This window comes from Pseudomonas allii (assembly GCF_055380095.1).
Map to the genome: position 1 here is coordinate 2,837,982 of NZ_AP039450.1, position 23,788 is coordinate 2,861,769.

General features: G+C 61.1%; 20 protein-coding genes. 10 read left to right on the forward strand and 10 right to left on the reverse strand.

Going from position 1 to position 23,788, the window contains the following annotated elements; genetic code table 11:
• Positions 1-162: 162 nt before the first annotated feature.
• Complete coding sequence (locus ACZ445_RS12765) at positions 163-1,578, reverse strand: lytic transglycosylase domain-containing protein (RefSeq protein ID WP_058426298.1); 1,416 nt, start codon at positions 1,576-1,578, stop codon at positions 163-165.
• A gap of 98 nt (positions 1,579-1,676) precedes the next feature.
• On the reverse strand, positions 1,677-2,444 hold the full coding sequence (gene gloB / locus ACZ445_RS12770) for a hydroxyacylglutathione hydrolase (protein WP_058426297.1): 768 nt from the start codon (positions 2,442-2,444) through the stop codon (positions 1,677-1,679).
• A 65-nt stretch (positions 2,445-2,509) separates the two neighbouring features.
• Here gloB and ACZ445_RS12775 point away from each other — a divergent pair, with 65 nt between their 5' ends.
• The 5 genes from ACZ445_RS12775 to ACZ445_RS12795 all read left to right on the forward strand — a co-directional run bounded on the left by ACZ445_RS12775 (position 2,510) and on the right by ACZ445_RS12795 (position 7,612).
• On the forward strand, positions 2,510-3,268 hold the full coding sequence (locus tag ACZ445_RS12775) for a class I SAM-dependent methyltransferase (protein WP_058426296.1): 759 nt from the start codon (positions 2,510-2,512) through the stop codon (positions 3,266-3,268).
• Between the two features lie 30 nt (positions 3,269-3,298).
• A complete protein-coding gene (rnhA, locus tag ACZ445_RS12780; RefSeq protein WP_003173571.1) occupies positions 3,299-3,751 on the forward strand; it encodes a ribonuclease HI in 453 nt (150 codons plus the stop codon).
• Positions 3,752-3,821: 70 nt separating this feature from the next.
• On the forward strand, positions 3,822-4,562 hold the full coding sequence (gene dnaQ / locus ACZ445_RS12785) for a DNA polymerase III subunit epsilon (protein WP_176156633.1): 741 nt from the start codon (positions 3,822-3,824) through the stop codon (positions 4,560-4,562).
• 204 nt (positions 4,563-4,766) lie between these two features.
• The gene (locus ACZ445_RS12790) at positions 4,767-7,022 is read left to right on the forward strand and encodes an Orn/Lys/Arg family decarboxylase (RefSeq protein WP_058426294.1); all 2,256 of its coding nucleotides are present in this window, start codon (positions 4,767-4,769) and stop codon (positions 7,020-7,022) included.
• An 8-nt stretch (positions 7,023-7,030) separates the two neighbouring features.
• Positions 7,031-7,612, forward strand: a complete 582-nt coding sequence (locus tag ACZ445_RS12795; protein ID WP_081049316.1) for a GNAT family N-acetyltransferase — start codon at positions 7,031-7,033, stop codon at positions 7,610-7,612.
• On the opposite strand, the gene ACZ445_RS12800 is transcribed toward ACZ445_RS12795, so the two are convergent.
• Entirely contained in the window at positions 7,609-8,502 is an 894-nt protein-coding gene (locus tag ACZ445_RS12800) for a LysR substrate-binding domain-containing protein (RefSeq protein ID WP_058426292.1), read from the reverse strand. The two genes, ACZ445_RS12795 and ACZ445_RS12800, sit on opposite strands and share 4 nt — an antisense overlap.
• A 109-nt stretch (positions 8,503-8,611) precedes the next feature.
• Between ACZ445_RS12800 and ACZ445_RS12805 the strand changes: the two genes are divergently transcribed.
• On the forward strand, positions 8,612-8,956 hold the full coding sequence (locus tag ACZ445_RS12805; protein ID WP_058426291.1) for a hypothetical protein: 345 nt from the start codon (positions 8,612-8,614) through the stop codon (positions 8,954-8,956).
• A gap of 61 nt (positions 8,957-9,017) precedes the next feature.
• On the opposite strand, the gene ACZ445_RS12810 is transcribed toward ACZ445_RS12805, so the two are convergent.
• Positions 9,018-9,254, reverse strand: a complete 237-nt coding sequence (locus ACZ445_RS12810; protein WP_058426290.1) for a hypothetical protein — start codon at positions 9,252-9,254, stop codon at positions 9,018-9,020.
• Between the two features lie 228 nt (positions 9,255-9,482).
• Here ACZ445_RS12810 and ACZ445_RS12815 point away from each other — a divergent pair, with 228 nt between their 5' ends.
• On the forward strand, positions 9,483-10,040 hold the full coding sequence (locus ACZ445_RS12815; RefSeq protein ID WP_179029997.1) for an NADPH-dependent FMN reductase: 558 nt from the start codon (positions 9,483-9,485) through the stop codon (positions 10,038-10,040).
• A 45-nt stretch (positions 10,041-10,085) separates the two neighbouring features.
• Here ACZ445_RS12815 and poxB read toward each other — a convergent pair whose 3' ends face one another.
• Both poxB and ACZ445_RS12825 read right to left on the reverse strand, forming a co-directional pair.
• Positions 10,086-11,810 (reverse strand): ubiquinone-dependent pyruvate dehydrogenase, encoded by a 1,725-nt coding sequence (gene poxB, locus ACZ445_RS12820; RefSeq protein WP_464705306.1) that lies wholly within the window; start codon positions 11,808-11,810, stop codon positions 10,086-10,088.
• 77 nt (positions 11,811-11,887) lie between these two features.
• Positions 11,888-13,120, reverse strand: coding sequence for an NADH:flavin oxidoreductase/NADH oxidase family protein (locus tag ACZ445_RS12825; protein ID WP_058426287.1), 1,233 nt, complete (start codon positions 13,118-13,120; stop codon positions 11,888-11,890).
• Positions 13,121-13,190: 70 nt separating this feature from the next.
• On the opposite strand from ACZ445_RS12825, the gene ACZ445_RS12830 reads away from it, so the two are divergent.
• Complete coding sequence (locus tag ACZ445_RS12830) at positions 13,191-13,604, forward strand: MerR family transcriptional regulator (protein ID WP_058426286.1); 414 nt, start codon at positions 13,191-13,193, stop codon at positions 13,602-13,604.
• Between the two features lie 105 nt (positions 13,605-13,709).
• On the opposite strand, the gene ACZ445_RS12835 is transcribed toward ACZ445_RS12830, so the two are convergent.
• A complete protein-coding gene (locus tag ACZ445_RS12835; RefSeq protein ID WP_058426285.1) occupies positions 13,710-14,204 on the reverse strand; it encodes a DUF934 domain-containing protein in 495 nt (164 codons plus the stop codon).
• Positions 14,188-15,846: a nitrite/sulfite reductase gene (locus tag ACZ445_RS12840; RefSeq protein ID WP_058426284.1), complete on the reverse strand. Its 1,659-nt coding sequence runs from the start codon at positions 15,844-15,846 to the stop codon at positions 14,188-14,190. The genes ACZ445_RS12835 and ACZ445_RS12840 overlap by 17 nt, the downstream gene beginning before the upstream one ends.
• A 411-nt stretch (positions 15,847-16,257) precedes the next feature.
• Between ACZ445_RS12840 and ACZ445_RS12845 the strand changes: the two genes are divergently transcribed.
• Positions 16,258-17,319, forward strand: a complete 1,062-nt coding sequence (locus ACZ445_RS12845) for an ABC transporter substrate-binding protein (RefSeq protein WP_058426283.1) — start codon at positions 16,258-16,260, stop codon at positions 17,317-17,319.
• On the opposite strand, the gene ACZ445_RS12850 is transcribed toward ACZ445_RS12845, so the two are convergent.
• Both ACZ445_RS12850 and metH read right to left on the reverse strand, forming a co-directional pair.
• A complete protein-coding gene (locus tag ACZ445_RS12850; RefSeq protein ID WP_058426282.1) occupies positions 17,316-17,534 on the reverse strand; it encodes a DUF2970 domain-containing protein in 219 nt (72 codons plus the stop codon). The two genes, ACZ445_RS12845 and ACZ445_RS12850, sit on opposite strands and share 4 nt — an antisense overlap.
• Before the next feature lie 52 nt (positions 17,535-17,586).
• Positions 17,587-21,297 (reverse strand): methionine synthase, encoded by a 3,711-nt coding sequence (metH, locus tag ACZ445_RS12855; protein WP_310864107.1) that lies wholly within the window; start codon positions 21,295-21,297, stop codon positions 17,587-17,589.
• A gap of 166 nt (positions 21,298-21,463) precedes the next feature.
• On the opposite strand from metH, the gene ACZ445_RS12860 reads away from it, so the two are divergent.
• A complete protein-coding gene (locus tag ACZ445_RS12860; protein ID WP_310864106.1) occupies positions 21,464-23,755 on the forward strand; it encodes a fatty acid cis/trans isomerase in 2,292 nt (763 codons plus the stop codon).
• Positions 23,756-23,788 lie beyond the last annotated feature (33 nt).

The window sequence follows — 23,788 nt, forward strand, 5'->3', positions numbered from 1 at the left end:
ACAGCTTGTTCCGGTTGGAAAAAGGCCGTTGGATTGACGCAGAAACAATGTGGGAGGGGGCTTGCCCCCGATAGCGGTATACCTGCCGATGAATCTGTTGGCTGGTACATTGCTATCGGGGGCAAGCCCCCTCCCACATGGATCCCCCAGTGTTCTTGAACCTTAGCGTGGACCTGATACCACCAGCATCTGCCCAGGCTTCAGGGCCTGGCCGGTACGTGGGTTCCAGCGCTTGAGGTGTTGCATCTCGACATTGAAGCGCTTGGCGACGATGTACAACGAGTCGCCTTTCTTGACCTTGTATTGCACCGGCTTCTTGCTGTCGGCCTTGGCCACCAGCTTGCGCGTGTCCTGCATTACCAGGGTCTGGCCGACCTTGAGGGCCTGGCCGTTGAGCTTGTTCCAGCGCTGCAGGTCGTGCACGTCGACCTTGTTGGCCTTGGCGATCAGCGTCAGGTTGTCGCCACTGCGCACCTTGTAGCTGCGGGTACGCCCGGCTACCCGTGCGGTCTCAACCTCGTCGAACACCTGCTTTTTCGGGCGCATCGCCAGCAATTCTTCAGGCTTCATCGTCGAAAGGGTGCTGGTCAGCAGTTGCGCCTTGGAACTGGGCACCAGTAAATGTTGCGGCCCATCCAGGGTGGTGCGTTGTTTCAGCGCCGGGTTGAGCTGGAACAGTTCGTCTTCGTCGATCTCGGCCAGCGCGGCAACCCGGGACAGGTCCATGCTCTGCTTGACTTCCACTACTTCGAAGTACGGCTGGTTGGCAATCGGGTTGAGGTTGACGCCATAGGCCTCGGGTGCCAGCACCACCTGGGACAGCGCCAGGAACTTGGGCACGTAGTCCTTGGTTTCCTGGGGCAGCGGCAGGTTCCAGTAGTCGGTCGGCAGGCCGAGCTTCTCGTTGCGCTCGATGGCCCGGCTCACCGTGCCCTCGCCGGCGTTATAGGCGGCCAGGGCCAGCAGCCAGTCACCGTTGAACATGTCATGCAGGCGGGTCAGGTAGTCGAGGGCGGCGGTGGTGGAGGCGGTGATGTCGCGACGGCCATCGTAGGCGCGGGTCTGGCGCAGGTTGAAATAGCGCCCGGTGGAGGGGATGAACTGCCACAGGCCGACCGCATCGCTGCGCGAATAGGCCATCGGGTTGTAGGCACTTTCAATCACTGGCAGCAGCGCCAGCTCCAGAGGCATGTTGCGTTCTTCAAGGCGTTCGACGATGTAGTGAATGTAGAGGCTGCCGCGTTCTCCGGCGTTCTCCAGGAAGGACGGGTTGCTGGCGAACCACAGGCGCTGTTGCTCGATACGCGGGTTGACGCCTAACCCGTCCTGCAGCTGAAAGCCCCGGCGCATGCGTTCCCAAACATCCTGGGGCACATCGGGAGTCGGTTTTTCTGAAAGCCAGATGACGGGTTTCTGTTTGATTTTGGCGGTAAGGTTTGGCTTGGGTTGCACGGTGGATTGTGCGGTGAAATTGCTTGATTGGCAGCCCGCCAGCGTGGCGGACACAGCCACCGCCACAGCTTGAGCCAGGCGGGTCAATGCGTCTGAATGGTTGGATTTACGAATAGATGACGACATTGGCTGGAAGTAAGTTCCGGGCAAAAATGTCGGGCGATTCTAGAAACCCGTTGGGTTCCGGTCAACCATTCAGAAATTGCGTATCAGATTGCTTCCCTTTAGAACTTATCTTTCCAAGCCCTCAAGCTAGCAAACACCTCGGCCCCAGACCGGTTGTCACGGCCATTCCGTTCGTCCGCTTTTTGTTTAACGGATGTTTCAGAGGTACGCAAAAAGGGGTTGGTCAGCTTTTCCAGCGCAAGGTTGGAAGGCAGCGTGATCTCACCCCGGGCCCGCAGTTGGCGTACGTTTTCCACTCGTTCGGCTATATCTGTGTTATCCGGTTCCACAGCCTGGGCGAACTTGAGGTTGCTTTGTGTGTATTCGTGGGTGCAGTACACCAGGGTATCGGCAGGCAGGGCGGCCAGGCGCTCGAGCGAGGTGTGCATCTGTTCCGGCGTGCCTTCGAACAGGCGCCCGCAACCGGCGGCGAAAAGGGTATCGCCACACAACAGCACGCCTGGGTGATAAAAGGCGATATGGCCCAGGGTGTGGCCGGGCACGCTATAAATGTCGAAGTCCCAGCCGAGTACCGTGATGCGGTCGTTATCGTGCAACGCCACGTCCCGCGCCGGGATCTTCTCGTTGGCCGGGCCGTAGACCTTGGCGTCGGTCTCACGCTTGAGTTGTTCGACACCGCCGACATGATCGTGGTGATGGTGGGTGATCAGGATGTCGCTGAGGCTCCAGCCAGGGTTCTGCTCGAGCCAGGCCAGCACCGGCGCGGCATCGCCGGGGTCGACGACGGCGCAGCGTTGGGTGCGAGGGTCTTGTAACAACCAGATGTAGTTATCGGTGAAGGCGGGCAGGGCACTGATCTGTATCATTCTTCGATTCGCCAAGCTGAACACATTGGTGCATCTTAGAACGTCTAGGCGAGTTGGAGAATGCAATGACTGATAAAGCGTTCGCCCAGGCCGATCCTGAGTGGCTGGCCCTGATCGGCGCAGCCCGCGAGTGGCTGTCCGGCCCCATCGGGCAATTTCTGCTGGACGAAGAACGGCGCATGCTCGAAGACGAGCTGGGCCGGTTCTTTGGTGGCTATCTGGTGCACTACGGCCCCTCGGCCGAAACGCCGCCGTGCGCGCCCCAGGTGCAACGTAATGTTCGCCTGGGGGCACCGTTGCCTGGCGTGGAGATTGTGTGCGAGGAACAGGCCTGGCCGTTGAGCGAACATGCTGCCGATGTGGTGGTGTTGCAGCACGGGCTGGATTTCTGCCTGTCGCCCCATGGCTTGCTGCGCGAGGCGGCGAGCAGCGTACGGCCCGGTGGCCATTTGCTGATCGTGGGGATCAACCCCTGGAGCAGTTGGGGCCTGCGCCATGTGTTCGCCCATGACGGCCTGCGCCAGGCGCGCTGCATCTCGCCGCAACGGGTGGGCGACTGGCTGAACCTGCTGGGCTTCGCGCTGGAGAAACGCCGCTTCGGGTGCTATCGTCCGCCGCTTGCGTCGACCAAGTGGCAGGGCCGCCTGGCCGGCTGGGAGCGCCGGGCTGGCGCCTGGCAATTGTCCGGTGGCGGCTTTTATCTGCTGGTGGCGCGCAAGATCGTGGTCGGGCTGCGCCCCGTGCAACAGGTGCGGCGTGAGCCGATGGGCAAGTTGGTGCCGATGCCGATGGCCAAGGTCAACCGCAAGCAAAGCGATGCGTAATCCTCTTTTTGAATTGATACCGAGCAACCGATGACCGATAGCGTAGAACTCTTCACCGATGGCGCCTGCAAGGGCAACCCGGGCCCCGGCGGCTGGGGCGCGTTGCTGGTGTGCAAAGGCGTGGAGAAGGAGTTGTGGGGCGGTGAGGCCAACACCACCAACAACCGCATGGAGCTGATGGGCGCCATTCGTGGCCTGGAAGAACTCAAGCGCCGCTGCAATGTGCTGCTGGTGACCGACTCGCAATACGTGATGAAGGGCATCAACGAGTGGATGGTCAACTGGAAGAAGCGCGGGTGGAAAACCGCCGCCAAGGAACCGGTGAAAAATGCCGACCTGTGGCAATTGCTCGATGAGCAATGCAATCGCCATGACATCACCTGGAAATGGGTACGCGGCCACATCGGCCACCCCGGCAACGAACGTGCCGACCAGTTGGCCAACCGTGGCGTGGACGAAGTGCGGGGCTACAAGCAGAGCTGATGCTGACTCACGTGTTAACATTGCGCCCTTTGACTCACACCACACCGTTGAGAGCTGAACCCTGATGGCCATCCGATCTGTTGTACTCGATACCGAAACCACCGGCATGCCGGTGACCGACGGCCACCGGATCATTGAAATCGGCTGTGTCGAATTGATGGGGCGTCGCCTGACGGGTCGTCACTTCCACGTCTACCTGCAACCGGATCGTGACAGTGACGAAGGCGCGATCGGCGTCCACGGTATCACTGACGAATTCCTCAAGGGCAAGCCGCGTTTTGCCGAAGTCGCCGATGAGTTCTTCGAATTCATCAACGGCGCACAGTTGATCATCCATAACGCAGCGTTTGACGTTGGTTTCATCAATAACGAGTTTGCCCTGATGGGGCAGACCGATCGCGCGGACATTTCCCGGCACTGCTCGATCCTCGATACCTTGATGATGGCCCGTGAGCGCCACCCGGGTCAGCGCAACAGCCTCGACGCCTTGTGCAAACGCTACGGCGTCGACAACTCCGGTCGTGAACTCCACGGCGCCTTGCTCGACTCCGAGATTCTCGCCGACGTCTACCTGACCATGACCGGCGGGCAGACCAGCCTGTCCCTGGCGGGCAACGCCTCCGATGGCAGCGGCTCGGCGGAAGGCTCGGGCAACCGTCCTTCGGAAATCCGCCGTTTGCCGGCTGATCGCAAGCCCACCACCATCATCCGTGCGAGTGAGCAGGATATGGCTGAACATGCGGCGCGACTGGAGGCGATCGCCAAGTCGGCGGGCGCGCCGGCGTTGTGGACCCAACTGACCCAACAATAACCCCTGGCTGGACTCGATTAAAAATGTGGGAGGGGGCCTGCCCCCGATAGCGGCAGGTCAGTGGAAACCTGTGTTGACTGATGTACCGTTATCGGGAGCAAGCCCCCTCCCACAATTGATTTCAATTGCCTGTCAATCTTCATTCGCGTCATGGCCCCCCAGCTTCTACCCTTGAGTGCATAGCCCTCAGGACGACAAGCACCCATGTACAAAGACCTGAAGTTCCCCATCCTGATCGTGCACCGCGACATCAAGGCCGACACCGTTGCCGGTGACCGGGTCCGAGGCATCGCCCGGGAGTTGGAACAAGAGGGCTTCAGTATTTTCTCTGCAGTGGACTACGCCGAAGGACGACTGGTGGCATCTACCCATCATGGCCTGGCGTGCATGTTGATCGCCGCCGAAGGCGCAGGCGAAAACACCCACCTGCTGCAGAATATGGTCGAGCTGATCCGCCTGGCACGGCTGCGGGCGCCCAACCTGCCGATCTTTGCGTTGGGTGAGCAAGTCACCCTGGAAAACGCGCCTGCCGACGCCATGAGCGAACTCAACCAGTTGCGCGGCATCTTGTATCTGTTCGAAGACACCGTGCCGTTTCTCGCCCGGCAAGTCGCTCGCGCGGCGCGCACGTACCTGGATGGCCTGTTGCCGCCGTTCTTCAAGGCGTTGGTGCAGCACACGGCTGATTCGAACTATTCCTGGCACACACCGGGCCATGGCGGCGGTGTGGCCTATCGCAAAAGCCCGGTGGGGCAAGCGTTCCACCAGTTCTTCGGGGAGAACACACTACGCTCGGATCTATCGGTCTCGGTGCCCGAGCTGGGTTCGCTGCTGGATCACACCGGGCCGCTGGCCGAAGCCGAAGCCCGTGCTGCGCGCAACTTTGGCGCCGACCATACCTTCTTCGTGATCAATGGCACCTCCACCGCCAACAAGATCGTCTGGCATTCCATGGTCGGACGTGATGACTTGGTGCTGGTGGACCGCAACTGCCACAAGTCGGTGCTGCACTCGATCATCATGACCGGCGCCATCCCGCTGTACCTGTGCCCGGAACGCAACGAACTGGGGATCATCGGTCCGATTCCCCTGAGCGAGTTCAGCCCCGAGTCGATCCGCGCCAAGATCGACGCCAGTCCCTTGACCCGTGGTCGCCCGCCGAAAGTGAAGATGGCGGTGGTCACCAATTCCACCTACGACGGCCTGTGCTACAACGCCGAGCTGATCAAACAGCAATTGGGTAACAGCGTCGAGGTGCTGCATTTTGACGAGGCCTGGTACGCCTACGCGGCGTTTCATGAGTTCTTCGCCGGGCGCTACGGCATGGGCACCTCGCGCACGGCGGACAGCCCGCTGGTGTTTACCACTCACTCCACCCACAAACTGCTGGCAGCTTTCAGCCAGGCTTCGATGATCCATGTGCAGGACGGCGGCGCCCGCCAACTCGACCGTGACCGTTTCAATGAAGCGTTCATGATGCATATCTCCACGTCGCCGCAATACAGCATCATTGCCTCCCTGGACGTGGCTTCGGCGATGATGGAAGGCCCGGCCGGGCGCTCGCTGTTGCAAGAGATGTTTGACGAGGCGCTGAGCTTCCGCCGCGCCCTGGCCAACCTGCGCCAGCATATCGCCGCCGAGGACTGGTGGTTTTCCATCTGGCAGCCACCGTCGGTGGCGGGGATCGACAAGGTCGCCACCGCCGATTGGTTATTGCATCCCCAGGATGACTGGCATGGCTTCGGTGATGTAGCCGAGGACTATGTGCTGCTGGACCCGATCAAGGTGACCCTGGTAATGCCCGGTCTCAATGCCGGCGGTGCCTTGAGCGATTGCGGGATCCCGGCGGCGGTGGTCAGCAAGTTCCTCTGGGAGCGCGGCCTGGTAGTGGAAAAGACCGGGCTGTATTCTTTCCTCGTGCTGTTCTCCATGGGCATTACCAAAGGTAAATGGAGTACCTTGCTCACCGAATTGCTGGAATTCAAGCGCAGCTACGACGCCAATATCAGCCTGGCCAGTTGTTTGCCATCGGTGTTTGCCCAAGGACCGACGCGCTACCAAAGCATGGGCTTGCGCGACCTGTGTGACCAATTGCACAGCTGTTATCGCCGCAACGCCACGGCCAAACATCTGAAGCGCATGTACACCGTGTTGCCGGAAATCGCGATGAAGCCCGCCGACGCCTACGACCAATTGGTGAGGGGCGAAGTGGAGGCGGTTTCCATTGACGCCTTGCCAGGACGCATCGCAGCCGTGATGCTGGTGCCTTATCCGCCGGGCATTCCGTTGATCATGCCGGGCGAGCGCTTTACCGAGTCGACGCGCTCGATCATCGACTACCTGGCGTTTGCCCGGACGTTCGATAGCAGTTTCCCCGGTTTTGTCGCCGATGTTCATGGGTTGCAACACGAAGATGACGGCAGTGGTCGTTGTTACACCGTCGATTGCATCAAGGGTTGAGGATGGTTATGCAAGCTGTAATGAACCCGAAGTATCCGGGGCTCAGCGTACGGGTCGCCGACGAGGGCTTTGATGCCTACGTGTGGGGCAATGACTTCAGCTTTGAGGTCAGCGCCTACGGTGAGCCGCAGATGGGCAAGCGGGTCGACCAGTGGCCCGTGGAGCGTATCCTGCCGTACCGCAAGTGCTACGGCATTGACCCTGAGGAGTTCGCCAGTTTCCGTGACGCGCCCGACAGTGCGATCTTCATGGCCTACCTGGACGACCGGGCGGTGGGGCACATCGTGGTCAGCACCAACTGGAACGGCTTTGCCCATGTCGACGAGTTGGCGGTGGCTTTGCCTGCGCGACGCCACGGAGTAGCCAAGGCGTTGCTGGATGTGGCGCAGTTCTGGAGCCGCAAGAAAAACCTGCCCGGCATGATGCTCGAAACCCAGAACAACAACCTCGGTGCCTGCCGCTTGTACGAGCGTTGCGGCTATGTGATGGGCGGCATCGACCATCTGCGCTATCGCGGTATCGACCCGCAGACCCGCGAAGTGGCGATATTCTGGTATCGGTTGTTCAAGAGCGAAGCCGACAACGCTTAACCTGCCAGCAAACCCTCGGCCTTCTGCGTCACGATCTCCAGCAGCGCATTCAGCGCCGGGGAGGACGGGCCATCCTTGAGCGTCAGCGCATACAGGCTGACCATGATCGGCGGCGACACCGGGCACGCATCCAGCCCGGCGTCGCGGGCGCCGAACGCGGTGAACGGGTCGACCACCGCCAGGCCTTCGCCTGCTTCCACCATGCTGCGCATCATCTGGTAGGTCTGCACCCGCGTCTGCACCACCGGCAGCGGGCGCAAGGCTTGCAGCTTGGCGTCCAGCAGGCGGCTGAGCGGGTCCTGGCCCTCCAGGCCGATCATCGACTGCCCGGCGAGGTCCTGCAGCGCAATGTACTTCTGCTTGGGTTTCAGCCAGCCATGGGGCGCCAGCAGTTGCAGCTTGCCCTGGGCGAGTGCGGTGCAGTGGATCTGCGGGTGTTCCGGGTCATGCAGGCTCAAGCCCACATCGGCTTCGTGCAGCAGCAGGCTTCTGACGATCTCGCGGGTGGGTTGGCTCGACAGGTTGCACGGCGTGTCCTGGAAGCGGCGGCGCAACACCGCAATGCTTTGCGGCAACAGCTGATTGGCCAGGGGCGGTGTGCAGAGCGCGCGCAGGGCAGGGGCGTGATGGTTTTTCAAGCGGCTGGCCAGGCGTTGCACCGGCTCCAGGGCCTCATACACATGGGCAATTTCCGCCTGCAGTTCCAGGGTTTCCCGGGTGGCCTGCAAACGCCCGCGCACACTGGCGAACAACATGAAGCCGAGCTGTTGCTCGGCGTCCTTGAGCGCCGCGTCCACATCGCCCACGGGAAGTTGCAACCACTCGGCGGCCGTGCCGAGGTGTCCGGTCTGCAAGATGGCCTGAATCACTTCGATATGACGTAAACGCATCGCCGGAGTCTATGTGCAGCGAGCCGGGTATTCAATAGAATGGCTGCGCTGATCATCAACGACCAAAGCCGGCTGCCGGCATTAACAACAAAAACAGGTCTGGTCTCACATGCCTCTACCCTCGATACTCCTCGGGGTAACGGTCAAGCAACTGCTGGTCCTGGTGACCGTAGGGTGCGTGGCTGCTTATCTCTTCAACAGTCAAAACGAAACCGCGCCGGAAAACCTGGCACTTGAAGCGTTTATCCGTTCCCAGGAACAGGTCATCGAACAGGTGGGGGCGGTGTTGGGTATTGAACTGGTCAGGCAGGTGGTGGCGCACCCAGGCTACAACACGGCGGGCTACCAGCGTTCGATGTTCGCGGTGGAGGGTGAGCGGGGGCGATTGGTGGTGACCGTGAAGAAGGTCGAGGGCGAGCAGGGCATTGAAGTCAGCGAGATCCGTCGCCCGTGATCACCCCAGCCCAGTCAACGCCGTCAATGGCCAGGACTGAGCAGGTGGATAAGGCGGGATCTTATGACGCGAGGGTGGTTTGCGATTCGCGCACGAGAATGGTGCCCGATTGGATCAGCTTGAATTCATCGCCTTCCAGTTTCTCTACACGGTCGCCAATGGCCAGCTTGTAGGTAATGGTAGGTGCCGAGCCAGCCAGGTCGCCTTGCGCCGGGTTGGATTCCTGGAACTCATGCACCGAATACACGCGTCCTTCTGCGTCTCTGGCATGAAACTGTCCGACTAATACTGCTGCCATCTGTTTAGAACCTCTGGAGATAAACACTCGATTTGCGGTTCTGTAGACCGTCATGGAGCTGGGTAGTTTACTTACGGAATAAAAATACTATTCGCCGATGTTTTCAGATGCTTCCTACATGATGCTGCGCAATGCAAGTGCCCGCAGGATTATCAAAAACCTTCTGGTGAACCTGTCGCGAAGACTTTATAACTACAAGCTCCTTTAGTCAGACGTCGGGAAACCCCAATGAGCAAGGTCTACACCATCGCCGTCGTGGTCGGCAGCTTGAGAAAAGACTCGATCAACCGCAAGGTCGCCCTGGCATTGGCTGAACTGGCCCCTGCCAACCTGAAGTTGAACATTGTGGAAATTGGTGATTTGCCGCTCTACAACGAAGACATTGACGGAGCATCACCGCCGGCAGCCTACAGTACTTTCCGCAAACAGGTGAGCTCATCCGACGCGGTGTTGTTCGTGACCCCGGAATACAACCGCTCCGTCCCCGCCCCGTTGAAGAATGCCATTGACGTGGGTTCACGGCCGTACGGGCAGAGCGCCTGGAGTGGCAAGCCGGGCGCGATCATCAGCGTATCGCCGGGTGCGATTGGCGGGTTCGGCGCCAACCATCATCTGCGCCAGTCCCTGGTGTTCCTCGATGTACTGTGCATGCAGCAGCCGGAGGCCTACTTGGGCGGCGCGGGCAGTGTGTTTGATGAGGCGGGCAAGGTGTCCGAAAAGACCAGACCGTTCCTGCAGGCCTTCATCGATGCCTACGGTAAATGGGTCGAAAAACAGCTCGCTTGATTGGGCAATCAGGTCCAGCAGTGGGAGCAAGCTCCCACGTTGGGCTCAGCGCAGCCAGTTGGTGCGTGCCAGTTCGATCACCTCATCGCCACGGCCGCTCATCACCGCCTTGAGCATGTACAGGCTGAACCCCTTGGCTTGTTCCAGTTTGATGGTCGGTGGCATCACCAATTCCTGAGTGGCGGTGACCACATCCACCAGCACCGGGCCGTCATGGGTCAGGGCGCGGCGCAGGGCCGGTTCCAGGTCTTCGGATTGCTCCACGCGGATGCCGAGGATACCCATGGCGTTGGACATGGCGGCAAAGTCCGGGTTTTTCAGCTCGGTGCCGGCGTCCAGGTAGCCCGCCGCCTTCATTTCCATGGCGACAAAGCCCAGGGACGAGTTATCGAACACGATGACTTTGACGGGCAGGTTTAGCTGCGCCAGCGAGATGAAGTCGCCCATCAGCATGGCGAAACCACCGTCACCCGACATCGAGATCACCTGGCGACCTGGGAACGCCGCCTGCGCGCCGATGGCCTGGGGCATGGCATTGGCCATCGAGCCATGGTTGAACGAACCGATCAGGCGGCGCTTGCCGTTCATCTTCAAATAGCGCGCAGCCCACACGGTGGGTGAGCCGACGTCAGCCGTGAAGATCGCATCGTCATCCGCCAACTCACTGAGCAGGCGTGCCACGTACTGTGGGTGAATCGGCCGATTGGCTTTCGACGGTTGAGCCAAGTCATCCAGCCCTTGGCGGGCTTTTTCATAATGCTTCAGGGACGTCTCGAGAAAACTGCGATCAGTCTTGCGCGTTAATCGCGGCAGCAGCGCACTGATGGTTTCACTGACGTCGGCGGCAATGCCCAGATCCAGCGTGGCACGGCGACCGAGCGCTTGCGGGTTGCGGTCGACCTGGATGATCTTGGCGTCAGTGGGGTAGAACTGGCGGTAGGGGAAGTCGGTGCCGAGCATGATCAGCGTGTCGCAGTCGAGCATGGCGTGGTAGCCAGAGCTGAAACCGATCAGGCCGGTCATGCCTACGTCGAACGGGTTATCCCACTCAACATGCTCCTTGCCACGCAGGGCGTGCACCACGGGAGCGCCCAGTGCGTCGGCGAGGGTGACAACTTGATCATGGGCACCGGCGCACCCGCTGCCGCACAGCAGGGTAACCTTGCGGCTGCTTTCCAGGATATCGGTAAGGCGTTGCAGGTCCTGTTCCGCCGGTAGTGTGCGCGGCGCGTGTAGGGTTGGCCACGGCTTGAGTTTGTCTTCTACTTCCAGTAGCGACACGTCCCCTGGAATGACCACCACCGCTACACCGCGATTGAGGATCGCCGAGCGCATGGCGCGGTGCAGCACCTGGGGCATCTGTTCTGGGTTGGTGACCAGTTCGATAAAGTGGCTGCACTCCTTGAACAGTTCTTGGGGATGGGTTTCCTGGAAGTAGTTCAGGCCAATCTCCGAGGACGGAATCTGTGCGGCAATCGCCAGTACCGGCACATGGTTGCGATGGCAATCGAACAGCCCGTTGATCAAATGCAGGTTGCCTGGCCCGCAACTGCCGGCGCACACCGTCAGTTCGCCAGTAGCCGCCGCTTCGGCACCGGCAGCAAAGGCCGCCACTTCCTCGTGACGCACGTGCATCCATTCGATGCTGTCCATGGTGCGCAGCGCGTCGGTGAGTCCGTTGAGGCTGTCGCCGGTCAGGCCCCAGATGCGCTTGATGCCCGCCTGTTCAAGGGTGGTCGCCAGTTGCTGGGCCAGGTTGATTTTCGCCATGAAGAACTCCAATCGTCAGTGAGGTTAAAAACTGCTGATCAATAGGGGACAGTTCGATCACGGCGAATGCTCCGCCTTTAATGTGAAGATTGCGTCATGGACGCACGGTATTGTCGGGTACGCCGGGCCAGAAACCATTGGTCACGTACCAGCGCTATGCAGGGCGCGACATTGGCCTTGGGCAAGTGGCCGCGGCTGAGGCGGCGCATCTGGTAGCGCACCACGGCGAGAACGGCCAGGGATGCCAGGGGTTTGCGCTTCCAGTCGATGGGGTTGAGTTGCGGGTTGGGGTCGCGGCCTTCGCGCCAGTGCTGGATCAGTTGCGGCTCCAGCGTCAGGGCGGTGGCGATACCGGCCATGGCGATGCCGCTGTCGAGCACTTGTTGCACGATGGGCAGGCGACGGATGCCGCCGGTGACCATTACTGGCATCTGGGCAATGGCCGCGACTTCGCTGGCGAATTCAAGAAAATACGCCTCACGGGCCAGGGTCCGGCCGTCGCGGGCTTCGCCTTGCATGGCCGGTGCTTCGTAGCTGCCGCCGGACAACTCCAGCAAGTCGATGGACAGCGGGTTGAGCATCTCGACCACGGCGCGTGCATCCGCCTCTTCAAACCCGCCGCGCTGGAAGTCTGCGGAGTTGAGTTTGACCGACACACAGAACGACGGGCTGACACGGGCGCGCACCGCACGGATCACCTCCAGCAGCAGGCGTGCGCGGTTCTCCAGTGAACCGCCCCAGCGATCCGTACGTTGGTTGCTCAACGGCGACAGGAACTGGCTGAGCAAATAGCCGTGTGCGCCGTGGATCTGCACGCCGGTGAAGCCAGCTTTTTCGGCCAGGTGGGCGCTGGTGGCGAAGCGCTGGATCACGTCCTGGATGTCGGCCTCGGTCATGGCCTTGGGCGTGGCAAACATCTTCGAGAAACCGCCCAGGTCGAGCGCCACGGCGGACGGTGCAATGGCCTGCTGGCGCAGGTTGGCGGGTGTCTGGCGTCCTGGGTGGCTGAGTTGCAACCAGAAGTGCACGTTCTTGCGCCGCGCCACGTCGGCCCATTCGCGAAAGCGCTGCAGTTGTTGCTCGTCTTCAAGGGCGACGCCGCCGGGGCCGGTCATGGCGCGGCGGTCGACCATCACGTTGCCGCTGATCAACAGGCCCGGCTCGCCATCGGCCCAGGCCGCGTAGAGCTGTTTCAACTCAGGGGAGGGCGCTTGGCGGGCATCCGCCATGTTCTCTTCCATCGCCGCTTTGGCAATACGGTTGGAAAGGACTTGGCCATTGGGCAGTTGCAGGGCTTCAAAGGGTGACATGGGTTGACTCCTGAGCGGGGGAGGCCTCAGGCTAAGCTTAAAGGTAACTTTAAGGTCAAGCAGGCATTCGATGAATATTGGCGAACTGGCAAAACAGAGTGGGCTGGCGGCGTCGCGTATTCGGTTCTATGAATCGGAAGGCCTGATCAGCCAAGTCGGGCGGCAGGCCAACGGCTATCGACGCTATGCACCCGAAGCATTGCAGACCCTGCAACTGATCCAGAGCGCGCAGCAGGCCGGGTTCACCTTGCAGGAGCTCAAGGCGTTGATGCCCGCGCCGGGGGAGCACAAGCGTGAGGAGTTGATCGAAGCGCTGGAGCGCAAGGTGATGCAGATCGAAGAAATGCAGGCGCAACTGGCCCACAGCAAGGCGCAACTACTGGGTGTGCTCGAGGCGGTGCGGGCGCAGCCGGAAGGGGTGCCGTGTTCGATGGGGCAGAAGCAAGTGTTGGCGTCGATCAACACCGATCTACAGAGCAAGTAGATGCCAATGTGGGAGGGGGCTTGCCCCCGATAGCAGAGGGCCAGTCAACAGATTCATTGACTGATCCACCGCCATCGGGGGCTTGCCCCCTCCCACATTTGAGGCTCAGCGCCGGCGGAACAACGGCAGTGGCTCATCCGTTGCCGCCTGGTACGTCACCGAGAAGTCCTGGAGACTTTCCAGTGCTTCGTACGGGTCTTTGTCGGCGCGCAGGGCGAAGGCATCGAAGCCGCAGCGGCGCAGGTAGAACAGCTGGTCGCGCAGCACGTCGCCAATCGCACGCAACTCACCCTTGTAACCGTAGCGGTCACGCAGCAGGCGCGCGTTGGAGTAGTTGCGACCGTCGGTGAAGGCCGGAAAGTTCAGGGCGATGACCTGGAAGTGCTCCACGTCATCACCGATTTCCTCGGCTTCTTCATCGGCGTCCAGCCACACGCCCAGGCCGCCATCGCGGGCCTTGAGGGCGTGGCCGTGTTCGCGCCACAGGGCCAAGGGCACGATCAGGTCGTCGCAGTTGGAAATGCCGTCGAAGCTCGCGTCCTTGGGCAGCAGGTGCCAGGTTTCGTCGAGGACTTCGTTGTTCTTAATGATTCGCTGCATAGACGCGCTCCTTGAACAGGTCGATGCCGATGCGCTGGTAGGTGTCGATGAAACGCTCATCTTCGGTGCGCTGTTCGATGTACACGTCGATCAGCTTGCCGATCACCTCGGGCATGGCTTCCTGGGCGAAGGATGGGCCGAGGATCTTGCCCAGGCTCGCATCGCGGCTGGCGCTGCCACCCAGGGACACTTGGTAGAATTCTTCGCCTTTCTTGTCCACGCCCAGAATGCCGATGTGGCCGACGTGGTGGTGACCACAGGCGTTCATGCAACCGGAAATGTTCAGGTCCAGCTCGCCGATGTCAAACAGGTAGTCCAGGTCGTCGAAACGGCGCTGGATCGACTCGGCTATCGGGATCGACTTGGCGTTGGCCAAGGAGCAGAAATCGCCGCCCGGGCAGCAAATGATGTCGGTCAGCAGGCCGATGTTCGGCGTGGCGAAGCCGCCTTCGCGCAACTCGCCCCACAGGGTGAACAGTTGGCTCTGCTCAACGTCCGCGAGAATGATGTTTTGCTCGTGGGAGGTGCGCAATTGACCGAAGCTGTAGCGCTCGGCCAGGTCGGCGACGGCGTCCAGCTGCTTGTCGGTGATGTCGCCCGGCGCGACGCCGGTAGGTTTAAGCGACAGGGTCACCGCCACATAACCCGGCTTCTTGTGCGCCAGGGTATTGCGGACACGCCAGCGGGCGAAGCCTGGATGTTCTTTATCCAATGCTGCGAACTCGGCGTCCTGATTGCTCAGGGTCTTGTACTCGGGGTCGACGAAGTGCTTGGCGACGCGGTGCACTTCGGCTTCGGTCAGGGTGGTCTGGCCACCGCGCAGGTGTTCCATCTCGGCGTCGACTTTCTGGGCGAAGACTTCAGGGGTCAGGGCCTTGACCAGGATCTTGATCCGGGCCTTGTACTTGTTGTCACGACGGCCGTAGCGGTTGTAGACCCGCAGGATCGCGTCGAGGTAGCTCAACAGGTCCTGCCACGGCAGGAACTCATTGATAAAGGCGCCGACCACCGGGGTACGACCCAGGCCGCCACCCACCAGGACACGGAAGCCCAGCTCGCCGGCCGCGTTGTGCACCGGCTCCAGGCCGATATCGTGCACTTCGATGGCCGCACGGTCCGAGGTCGAGCCATTGATGGCGATCTTGAACTTGCGCGGCAGGTAGGCAAATTCGGGGTGGAAGGTGGTCCACTGACGGACGATTTCACACCATGGGCGTGGGTCGATCAGCTCGTCGGCGGCCACGCCGGCGAATTGGTCGGTGGTCACGTTGCGCAGGCAGTTACCGCTGGTCTGAATGGCGTGCATCTGCACGGTGGCCAGTTCAGCCAGGATGTCCGGCACGTCTTCCAGCGCCGGCCAGTTGAACTGTACGTTCTGGCGGGTACTGATGTGGGCGTAGCCTTTGTCGAAGTCACGGGCAATCTTGGCCATCATGCGCGTCTGGCGCGATGTCAGCTGGCCGTAGGGCACGGCCACCCGCAGCATCGGCGCAAAGCGCTGAACATAAAGGCCATTTTGCAGGCGCAGAGGGCGGAACTCTTCTTCGCTCAGTTCACCTGCCAGATAGCGTCGGGTCTGATCACGGAACTGCTTGACGCGGTCCTCGATGATGCGCTGATCGTATTCGTCGTATACGTACATATAGGTCCTGTTCTCGGCAAATCTGCGCGCACGGCCGCGCACTCCCAACGGAGCCGGCGCACGATACCAGTTTGCGTTTATGCGCAAAAGTGATGTTTGAGTATATGCAAATAACCAAATTGACTAATGAGAACCGTTATCGCCATACCCACATTTGTCATGCGGGCAATCGTCAACTTTACTGTGAGCGTGTTTAAGCGTTATCTCCTATAAAACCGACAAGAGGCGATGCGATGAGCAATCCGACAAAAGCCCGTAAGCCCGACAGTACCGTGGACGCCTGGGCCATTCTGTTCTTGATTATCCTGGTGGTGGGAACCGCCGTATTTTGGGTGAGCCACCAGTAAAGAGCCTCGATTGACTGCCGTGTTGCCACTATCATGGCGGTCAATATTCCAGGCTCGAACAACCATGTCGAAGGTGCTGATTGCGTGTGTGTGGTTGCTGGGATCGGCGTATGGGGCACTCGCCCATGCAACGTCGGTGGTGTTTCTCAACCCGGGCATGTCGACGGAAACCTTCTGGGTCAGCTACGCGCAATTCATGCAGGCCGGTGCCAAGGACCTCGGTCTGCATTTACGTGTGCGCTATTCAGAGCGGGATGCCAGTAACACGCTGATGCAGGCTCGCGAGGCCCTGCACGGCAGCGAGCGGCCGGATTACCTGGTGCTGGTGAATGAGCAATACGTCGCCCCGCAGATCCTGCGCATGGCCCAGGGCAGCGGCGTGAAGCTGCTGATTGTGAACAACGCGCTGACCGCCGACCAGGTGCAATTGCTGGGCAGTGGCATCGACTGGCTCGGCAGCCTGGTGGCCAACGACGAACAGGCCGGCTACCTGATGCTCACCGAGCTTCTACGCCAGCACGGTACCGTTGCTGCTGGCCAATCCATCGAACTGCTGGCGTTCTCCGGCGCCAAGACCACTCCGGCTGCGCAGTTGCGTGAACAGGGCCTGCGCCGCGCCTTGGCCGAACACCCCGAGGTGCGCCTGCGCCAGTTGGTCTATGGCGAATGGAGCCGTCAGCGCGCCTACGAACAAGCCACGCTGCTGTTCAAACGCTACCCGCAGACTGCGCTGGTGTGGTCGGCCAACGATGAGATGGCGCTGGGGGCCATGCAGGCATTGCAGGACAGCGGGCGTGTGCCGGGCAGGGATGTGTTGTTCGGTGCGGCGAACAGCTCGCCGGATATCCTGCGGGCGCGGCTTGACGGTCGCTTGAGTACGCTGGTCGCGGGGCATTTCACCCTGGGCGGTTGGGCGATGGTATTGATCAACGATGATGCCCAGGGTGTGGATATCGACGCCCATGGCGGGCGTGACCGCCAAGAGGCGTTATTCCAGCTGATTGATGCGACCCAGGCGCAACGCTTGCTCGGCCCCATGGCGCCGGTGGATTTCCGCGCACTGTCAGCCGTCGGCAAGCCGGCGTCCTATCGATACCCCTTCAGCCTGCAACTGCTGCTGCGCTAGACGCCGGCCAGGTGCAGCACCAGCTTGACGATGCCGAACAGCGTCAAGGCAAACACCGCCGTGAACAGAATGCCCAGCACCACAAAATGGCTGGGCTTGCCGTGCGTGAAGTCGCGGGCACGGTTCTTGCCGCTCTGCACGCCAAACGCAGCCGCCACCACGCTGTGCAGCATCTGCCAGAAGGTAGGGGGCTTGTTGTTGACTGGATCGTCCATACATCCCTCGACACAAGGTGTGTGAGGGAGAGCATAGACAATCCAGCCGGGCTTAGTTGTCGTAACCCAGGTTCGGCGCCAACCAACGCTCGGTCACGCTCAGGTCCTGGCCTTTACGCGCCGTGTAGCTGGTCACCTGGTCCTTGTCGACCTTGCCCACGGCAAAGTACTGCGCCTGCGGGTGGGCGAAGTACCAGCCGCTCACCGCAGCCGCCGGGAACATCGCGTAGTGCTCGGTGAGGAACACACCGCTGCGGCCGGCCTGCATCTCGCGGGCCTCGGGGTCGAGCAGTTGGAACAGCTGGGCCTTTTCGGTGTGATCCGGGCACGCCGGGTAGCCGGGGGCAGGGCGGATACCGCTGTATTGCTCCTTGATCAGCGCCTCGTTGTCCAGTTGCTCGTCCTTGGCATAACCCCAGTGCTCTTTACGTACCTGCTGGTGCAGCCATTCGGCACAGGCTTCGGCCAGGCGGTCGGCCAGGGCCTTGACCATGATCGAGTTGTAGTCGTCGCCCGCGTCCTGATACGCCTTGGCGACTTCTTCGGCGCCGATGCCGGCGGTGGTGATGAAGCCACCGATGTAGTCGGTCACGCCGCTGTCCTTGGGCGCCACGAAGTCGGCCAGGGAGAAGTTCGGCTTGCCGTCGGTCTTGATGATCTGCTGGCGCAGGTGGTGCAACCGGGCAATCGGCTGGCCGTCGTCGCCATAGACTTCCAGGTCATCGTCCTGTACCTGGTTGGTCGGCCAGAAGCCGAACACCGCACGGGCGCTGATGAGCTTTTCGTCGATCAGTTTCTTGAGCATTTCCTGGGCATCGGCGTACAGCGCAGTGGCGGCCTCACCGACCACTTCATCGTCGAGGATGCGCGGGAACTTGCCGGCCAGGTCCCAGGAGATAAAGAACGGCGTCCAGTCGATGTACTCGGCCAGCACCTTGAGGTCGATATTGTCCAGCACCTTGGCGCCGGTAAAGGTCGGCACCACAGGCGTGTAGCTGCTCCAGTCGAACTGCGGCTTCTTGGCGATGGCGGCCGGGTAGCTCAGGCGTTCGGTGCGGGCGCTGCGGTTGGACGTGCGTTCGCGCACTTCGACATACTCCTCGCGGGTACGCTCGACAAAGCCGGCCTTGAGTTCCTTGGACAGCAGCTGCGTGGCCACGCCCACCGCACGCGAGGCGTCGGTCACGTACACCACCGCATCATTGCTGTACTTGGGCTCGATCTTCACCGCCGTGTGCGCCTTGGAGGTAGTCGCGCCGCCGATCATCAGCGGCAGGTGGAAGTCCTGGCGCTGCATTTCGCGAGCCACGTGCACCATCTCGTCCAGGGACGGGGTGATCAGGCCGGACAGCCCGATGATGTCGCACTTCTGCTCCTTGGCCACCTGCAGGATCTTCTCCGCCGGCACCATCACGCCGAGGTCGACGATGTCATAGCCGTTGCAACCCAGCACCACGCCGACGATGTTCTTGCCGATGTCATGCACGTCGCCCTTCACGGTGGCCATCAGGATCTTGCCCTTGGCTTCCGGCTTGTCGCCTTTTTCCAGCTCGATGAACGGGATCAAATGGGCCACGGCCTGCTTCATCACCCGGGCGGACTTCACCACCTGGGGCAGGAACATTTTGCCGGCGCCGAACAGGTCGCCAACGATGTTCATGCCGGACATCAGCGGGCCTTCGATCACTTCAATCGGACGCGCAAACGACAGCCGGGATTCTTCGGTGTCTTCAACGATGTGCGTGGTGATGCCCTTGACCAGGGCGTGTTCCAGGCGCTTGTTGACGTCCCAGCCGCGCCATTCCTCGGTCTCGGCTTCCTTGACGCTGCCGTCGCCCTTGTATTTGTCGGCAATGGCCAGGAGGGCGTCGGTGCCGTCCGGGGTGCGGTTGAGCACCACGTCTTCCACGGCGTCGCGCAACTCCGCCGGGATCTGGTCGTAGATCTCCAGTTGGCCGGCGTTGACGATACCCATGGTCAGGCCGTTGCGGATCGCATACAGCAGGAACACCGAGTGAATCGCCTCGCGCACAGGGTTGTTGCCACGGAACGAGAACGACACGTTGGACACGCCGCCGGAGGTCAGCGCATACGGCAGCTCGTCACGGATGTAGGCGCAGGCGTTGATGAAGTCGACGGCGTAGTTGTTGTGCTCCTCGATGCCAGTGGCGACCGCGAAGATGTTCGGGTCGAAGATGATGTCTTCCGGCGGGAAGCCCACTTCATTCACCAGGATGTCGTAGGAGCGTTTGCAGATCTCTTTCTTGCGCGCTTCGGTGTCGGCCTGGCCGGCTTCGTCGAAGGCCATCACCACCACCGCAGCGCCGTAGCGCTTGCACAGCTTGGCGTGGTGGATGAACTGCTCGACGCCTTCCTTCATGCTGATGGAGTTGACGATGCCCTTGCCCTGGATGCACTTCAGGCCCGCCTCGATCACGTCCCACTTGGAGGAGTCGATCATGATCGGCACGCGGGAGATGTCCGGCTCACCGGCAATCAGGTTAAGGAAGGTCACCATGGCCTTCTTCGAATCGAGCATGCCCTCGTCCATGTTGATGTCGATCACCTGGGCGCCGGCTTCCACCTGCTGCAGGGCGACTTCGAGGGCCTCGGTGTAGTTGTCTTCGCGGATCAGCCGGGCGAACTTGGCCGAACCGGTGATATTGGTACGTTCGCCGACGTTGACGAACAGCGAACTGCGATCAATCGTGAACGGCTCCAGGCCCGACAGGCGGCACGCCTTGGGGATGTCCGGGATCACGCGTGGCGCGTAACCGGCCACGGCTTTGGCGATGGCCTCGATATGGCCTGGCGTGGTGCCGCAGCAGCCGCCGACAATATTGAGGAAGCCGCTTTGGGCAAACTCTTCGATGACCTTGGCGGTTTGTGACGGCAGTTCGTCGTACTCGCCGAATTCGTTGGGCAGGCCGGCGTTGGGGTGCGCGGACACGTGGGTGTTGGCCTTGTTCGACAACTCTTCCAGGTACGGACGCAGTTCGCTGGCGCCCAGGGCGCAGTTCAGGCCCACGGAAATCGGCTTGGCGTGGGCGACCGAGTTCCAGAACGCTTCGGTGGTCTGGCCTGACAGGGTACGACCGGAGGCGTCGGTGATGGTGCCGGAGATCATGATCGGCAGTTCGGTATTGAGCTCCTCGAACACGCCTTGCACGGCGAAGATCGCGGCCTTGGCGTTGAGGGTGTCGAAGATGGTCTCGATCAGGATCAGGTCGGCACCGCCTTCGATCAGGCCTTTGGTGGCCTCGGTGTAGTTTTCCACCAGTTCATCGAAGGTCACGTTGCGGTAGCCGGGGTTGTTCACGTCCGGCGACAACGAGCAGGTCCGGCTGGTCGGGCCCAGCACGCCGGCGACGAAGCGTGGCTTGGCCGGGTTCTCCAGGGTCTTGGCGTCGGCGATCTTGCGCGCCAGGCGTGCACCTTCTACGTTCAGCTCGTAGGCCAGTTCTTCCATGCCGTAGTCGGCCATGGAGATGCGGGTGGCATTGAAGGTGTTGGTTTCGAGGATGTCGGCACCGGCATCCAGGTAGGCTTTTTCAATGCCGCCGATCACGTCCGGGCGGGTGATCACCAGCAGGTCGTTGTTACCCTTGACGTCGCTCGGCCAGTCGGCGAAGCGTTTGCCACGGTAGTCTTCCTCTTCGAGTTTGTAGCTCTGGATCATCGTGCCCATACCGCCGTCGAGGATCAGGATACGTTCCTTGAGGGCTTGATGAAGGGCTTGCAGACGAACGCTACGATCGGACATGGGACTACTCTGGTCAGGCATTACGGAGGGCGTGGATCATAACAAACCTGTGCGGCTTTGCAGCATGCCCGGTTTTTACATGAATATCGCTCATGTTTCAGGGGCGCATGGCCCGGTAGAATCATCGGCAATTTTTCAGCGCACGCATTGAATCGGGACCGGATACATGTCACTTCGCCTCATCACCAGCGCCGCCCTGGCACTGGTCGCCTGCATCGCACAGGCCGACGGAGCCGCCCCGGCGATTTCGTACACCCGCGACATTCAACCGATTTTCACCGAGAAGTGCGTGGCCTGCCACGCCTGCTACGACTCCGCCTGCCAGCTCAACCTGGGCAGTGCCGAGGGCGCGGCGCGCGGCGCGAGCAAAGTGCCGGTCTACGATGGCGAACGCAGCCAGGCCACGCCGACCACCCGCTTGTTCTATGACGCCTTTGGCAAACAGGCCTGGCAGCAGAAGGGCTTCTATTCGGTGCTGGACGCCCAAGGCAGCCAGGCCGCGCTGATGGCGCGCATGCTGGAACTGGGCCACAACGCGCCATTGCAACCCAACGCCAAGCTGCCCGAGGGCATCGTGCTGGGCCTGAACCGCGAAAACATGTGCGCCATGCCCGGCGAGTTCAATGCCTACGCCGGTGCCCACCCAAGGGAAGGCATGCCTCTGGCGGTCACTGGCCTGACAGACCAGCAGTACCAGACCCTGCAACGCTGGCTGGCGTCCGGCGCGCTGATTGATGAGCAAGGCCTGGCGCCCAGCGCGAAAGAAGCCCTGCAAGTGCAGCAGTGGGAAAACCTGTTCAACCAGCCCGGCGCCCGCGAAAGCCTGGTCGCGCGCTGGTTGTTCGAGCATTTGTTCCTTGCCCACATCTATTTCGAGAATGGCGAGCCGGGGCATTTCTTCCAGTGGGTGCGTTCGCGCACGCCGAGTGGCCAACCGATTGACCTGATTGCTACGCGCCGTCCCAATGATGACCCCGGCACCCGCGTGTATTACCGCCTGTGGCCGGTGCAGGGTGTGATTGTGCATAAAACCCACATTACGTACCCGTTCAGCGCCGAGAAGATGGCCCGCATCAAAGAGCTGTTCTACGCCGGCAACTGGCAGGTCAACGCCTTGCCGGGCTATGGTCCGGGCCGCCGTGCCAACCCTTTTGAAACCTTCGAAGCCATCCCGGCCAAGGCGCGTTACCAGTTCATGTTGGATAACGCCGAGTACTTCGTGCGTACCTTTATCCGTGGGCCGGTGTGCCGTGGGCAGATCGCCACGGATGTGATCCGCGACAATTTCTGGACCCTGTTCCAGGACCCGGACCACGACCTGTACATCACCGATGCACGCTATCGCGGCCAGGCCACGCCGCTGCTGGCCATGCCGGGCCAGAACGATGACGTGGGCAGCGTGCTCAGCCTGTGGTTGGCCTACCGCGATAAGCGCAACGAATACGAAGCCCTGCGCCGCGACAGCTACGCTGACCTGCCGCCGCCGAGCTGGTCGAGCCTGTGGGCCGGTAATGACAATGCCTTGCTGAGCATCTTCCGCCACTTCGACAGTGCATCGGTCAGCAAAGGCCTGATCGGTGAAGTGCCGCAGACGATGTGGCTGTTCGACTATCCACTGCTGGAGCGCACCTATTACCAACTGGCGGTGAATTTCGACGTGTTCGGCAATGTGTCGCACCAGGCCCAGACCCGGCTGTACTTCGACCTGATACGCAATGGCGCCGAGCAAAACTTTTTGCGCCTGATGCCGGCCGATTCGCGCGATGATTTCCTCGACGATTGGTACCAGAACAGCGGCAAACTCAAGCTGTGGCTGGATTACGAGGCCATTGATGACGACAAGCCCACCGGCCTGCACCTGAATGAAAACGATCCGAAGCGTGACTTTGCCAACCAGCTGCTCACGCGTTACGGCGATTTGAACGCCAGCCCGGACCCGATCAACCGCTGCAGCGGCGCCTATTGCTCTCGCGATGGGATCGACCCGGCCTTGCAGGATGCGGAGCAGGCCCTGAGCCGCCTGACCTCACGCCCAGCTGCCGGGCTCAAGGTGATTGATCAATTGCCTGAAGCGACGATGCTGCGGGTGGAAACTGCCAGCGGCAAGCGTGTGGTCTATAGCCTGCTGCGCAATCGTGCCCACAGTAATGTGGCGTTTTTGCTGGGGGAGGCTTATCGCTACCAGCCGGGTCTGGATACGCTGACGATTTATCCGGGTGTGCTGAGCAGCTACCCGAACTTCATGTTCAATATTCCGACCCAGCAAGTGCCGGAGTTTGTGGCTGAAATGGAGCAGGCCAAGGATGCCAAGGGTTTCGAGAAGATTGTGGATCGGTGGGGTGTGCGGCGCAGCCATCCGCTGTTCTGGCAGTATTTCCATGATTTGTCGCAGTACATTCGTGAGACTACGCCGGTGGAGGAAGGGGTGTTGGACATGAATCGGTATGAGAATTTGTGAGGTTTTTTGTTGGGGGGGCATATCCGTTTCTTC